The sequence below is a fragment of the Peribacillus sp. P4_C12 genome (assembly GCF_056402095.1).
Window position 1 is genome coordinate 1 of sequence record NZ_JBFUIB010000427.1, and the last position, 3,225, is coordinate 3,225.

The window sequence follows — 3,225 nt, forward strand, 5'->3', positions numbered from 1 at the left end:
GTTTTACAGACAATAATAAACCAGTTATGTGGCGAGGACCGATGCTAAACAAATGGATTCAAAACTTCCTTACCAACACGCATTGGGGAGAAATGGATTACCTCCTTCTTGATTTACCTCCTGGCACAGGAGACGTAGCCATTGATGTAGCTGCCATGATTCCACAGGCAAAGGAAATTATCGTAACGACTCCTCACAATATCGCTTCTTATGTTACTTCAAGAGCAGGTGCCATGGCGAAACATACCAATCATGAAATCTTAGGTATCGTTGAAAATATGGCATATTATGAAGAACAAGATGGTTCGAGGAACTACCTTTTTGGAAAAGGTGGCGGCGATATGCTAGCTCAACAGCTACAATCTGAAGTAGTAGCAAGAATTCCTTTTGCCAAACGTGAGGAAAATAAAGGTTCAAGTATATACGATGAAGATTCGCTTACTGGAGAGATGTTTACATCTTTAGCTCAAGATCTTGTTCATAGAGGATAGTTATCTACCATCTAGAATTATTCGTTGCCAATGAAGAAAAGGCGGTATCCCTGTAAATCAAATCTTTCTCATAAAGATACTGAGGTGTTTTTAAAATTCAGTGTAAAAAAGCTTATTTTTGATGAGTTTCTTCTATATATAATGTTCAATCCTTGTATGGGTATTTATGCTAACAAAAACATTTATTTTAAGAACCTCCAAGGCTGCACATGGTTCATTAAACCACAACAAAAATGATTCAAGGTGTATATCTAGTTATTCCTCTGTAGAAATAGAAAGGTAGTAGGAACCAAGCTAATTGAAGAAAGAAAGAATTCTTCGATAAAAATATAATGTAAAGGATGTGGTGCTATATGAAACCAGCAGTGGAGAAAAGGGAAATCCTTAGATTCACAAACGGACATATTGAAAATGCTGAAGATATAATTGTTACGGAATTTCCAGTTACAGTAAAAATTAACGAACAAGAATTTGTTACGATGGTTTGTACACCCGAATATATTCAAGATATGGTTATCGGTTACTTAGCATCTGAAGGAATTATACGGAAATATGAGGAAATCAAAGACATTTGGGTTCAAGAAAAAGAAGGGTATGTACATGTGAAAATAGATAAATTGAATCCTTATTACCAAAATTTCCAGAACAAGCGCTATATTACATCATGCTGTGGAATGAGCAGACAAGGGTTTGTCTTCGTTAACGATGCATTAACTGCTAAGAAGATGAATGAAATTCGAGTCAAGCTCTCGCCAGATGATTGTTTTCGTTTAATGAATAATTTACAAATTTCCGCCACTATTTTCCAAGATACAGGAGGAGTGCATAATGCTGCACTCTGTGATATAAACGGTTTTATGCTAAGTCGGATGGACATAGGAAGACATAATGCTTTGGATAAAATATACGGATATTGTTTAAAAAATAATATCTCGATTGGAAATAAAATCATTGTTTTTAGCGGACGTATATCTTCAGAAATTTTATTGAAAGTAGCAAAAATTGGTTGTGAGGTAGTTCTTTCAAAATCTGCGCCGACTGAATTGGCATTACAGCTAGCAGAAGAACTAGGGATTACGACAGTAGGTTTTATTCGCAATCAATCTTTGAATATTTATACATGTCCAGAGCGAATTCAACAGAAACTGTAAGAAATAATTGCCATTAATTTTAGTTGGTTTTCTATATTAGAGAGGAGACGAGAAAAACATGGAAGATGGTATATTGGACAAATTACAACGCCCATTGAGTGATCTGCGTTTATCTGTGACCGATCGTTGTAATTTTCGCTGTCGTTATTGCATGCCTGAAGAAATATTTGGACCTAATTATCCTTTTTTATCCTCTGATAAAATTCTGTCTTTTGATGAAATGGAGAGATTGAGCCGTATATTTGTTTCATTAGGTGTTAGAAAAATACGTATTACAGGAGGAGAACCTCTATTACGCAAGAATCTTCCTGAATTGATTCATCGTTTGAATTTGATTAATGGAGTAGAAGACATTGCCATTACGACAAATGGATCTCTTCTTAAAAAGTATGCGCCTGAGTTAATTAATGCTGGGTTAAGACGGGTGACAGTTAGTCTTGATTCCTTAGATGATGAATGTTTTAACCAGTTAAATGGGAATAGAAGCAAAGTTGCGAGAGTTTTAGAGGGTATTCAGGCAGCTTCTAATGCAGGACTAAAAGTGAAAATAAACATGGTCGTTCAAAAAGGGAAAAACGATCAAGATCTCATTCCAATGGCGAGATATTTTAAAGAGCATAAACATACTCTTCGGTTTATTGAGTATATGGATGTAGGAAATTCAAATGGCTGGAGAATGGCAGAAGTAATGACAAAGCAAGAGATTTTAGATCGAATTGGAGAAGTCATGCCGTTAGAACAAATTATGCCAAATTATGTAGGAGAGGTTGCTACTAGATACCGGTATATAGACAGTGATCAAGAAATTGGAATAATATCATCTGTGACCGATTCTTTTTGCTCGACCTGTTCAAGGGCTAGAGTTTCTGCTGAAGGGAAATTATATACATGTTTATTTGCATCAAAAGGATATGATCTTCGTCAATTGCTCCGCTCAGAAGAGTCGGATGATGTGATTACAAATAAAATTACTGATATTTGGAATCATCGTAGCGATCGCTATTCTGATGAAAGAGTAAATGGTAATAGTTCAAGAAATAGCTCAAAAGTAGAAATGTCTCATATAGGCGGCTAAAATATAAAAATTGTGAAGAAGAAATTCTAGTCTCATTATTCTCAAATTGGTTTGAAAACATTTAATAAATAGGGTGGATAAGGAATCTTTGTTTAATTCACCTAACGCTCTTGTATTGTTCAAATAATTGGAATCATACCTTGAAACATAATTTATTTTAGAAAATGAGACTGACTTTCAAAGTATGTTAATAATCTTTGTAAGTCAGTCCTTTTTTCCCAGAATAAAGTCTATTACGGATCACAACATTTGCTGTATTTAATTATCTTTAGCATACGAAGGGGGCAAATTTCTTTCAATCAAATAGTGACGTCTATAAATGAAAGCTTTGTAACAGACGATGAAATAATAAAAGATCAAGATATCATTGCATTTATCCCTCCAGTAAGCGGAGGATAAAGAGAACGGTATTTTTTATGTAGTATAAACAAAAAAGATGATTTTATCGTTTAAATCACATATTATTGTTGAGGTTAAACGTATAGAGTATTATAATAAGATTATGAAC

Annotated in this window: 4 protein-coding genes; all 4 read left to right on the plus strand. The window is 34.4% G+C overall.

Annotation, left to right across the window (positions count from 1 at the left end):
* The coding region (locus AC1DUW_RS24255; RefSeq protein WP_477643664.1) for a P-loop NTPase at positions 1 to 491 on the plus strand (491 nt) is incomplete at its 5' end.
* A gap of 353 nt (positions 492 to 844) precedes the next feature.
* Positions 845 to 1,642 (plus strand): formate dehydrogenase accessory sulfurtransferase FdhD, encoded by a 798-nt coding sequence (fdhD, locus tag AC1DUW_RS24260; RefSeq protein WP_053346283.1) that lies wholly within the window; start codon positions 845 to 847, stop codon positions 1,640 to 1,642.
* Between the two features lie 58 nt (positions 1,643 to 1,700).
* Entirely contained in the window at positions 1,701 to 2,717 is a 1,017-nt protein-coding gene (moaA, locus tag AC1DUW_RS24265) for a GTP 3',8-cyclase MoaA (RefSeq protein ID WP_477643665.1), read from the plus strand.
* A gap of 249 nt (positions 2,718 to 2,966) precedes the next feature.
* The gene (locus tag AC1DUW_RS24270) at positions 2,967 to 3,116 is read left to right on the plus strand and encodes a MoaD/ThiS family protein (RefSeq protein WP_477643666.1); all 150 of its coding nucleotides are present in this window, start codon (positions 2,967 to 2,969) and stop codon (positions 3,114 to 3,116) included.
* Positions 3,117 to 3,225 lie beyond the last annotated feature (109 nt).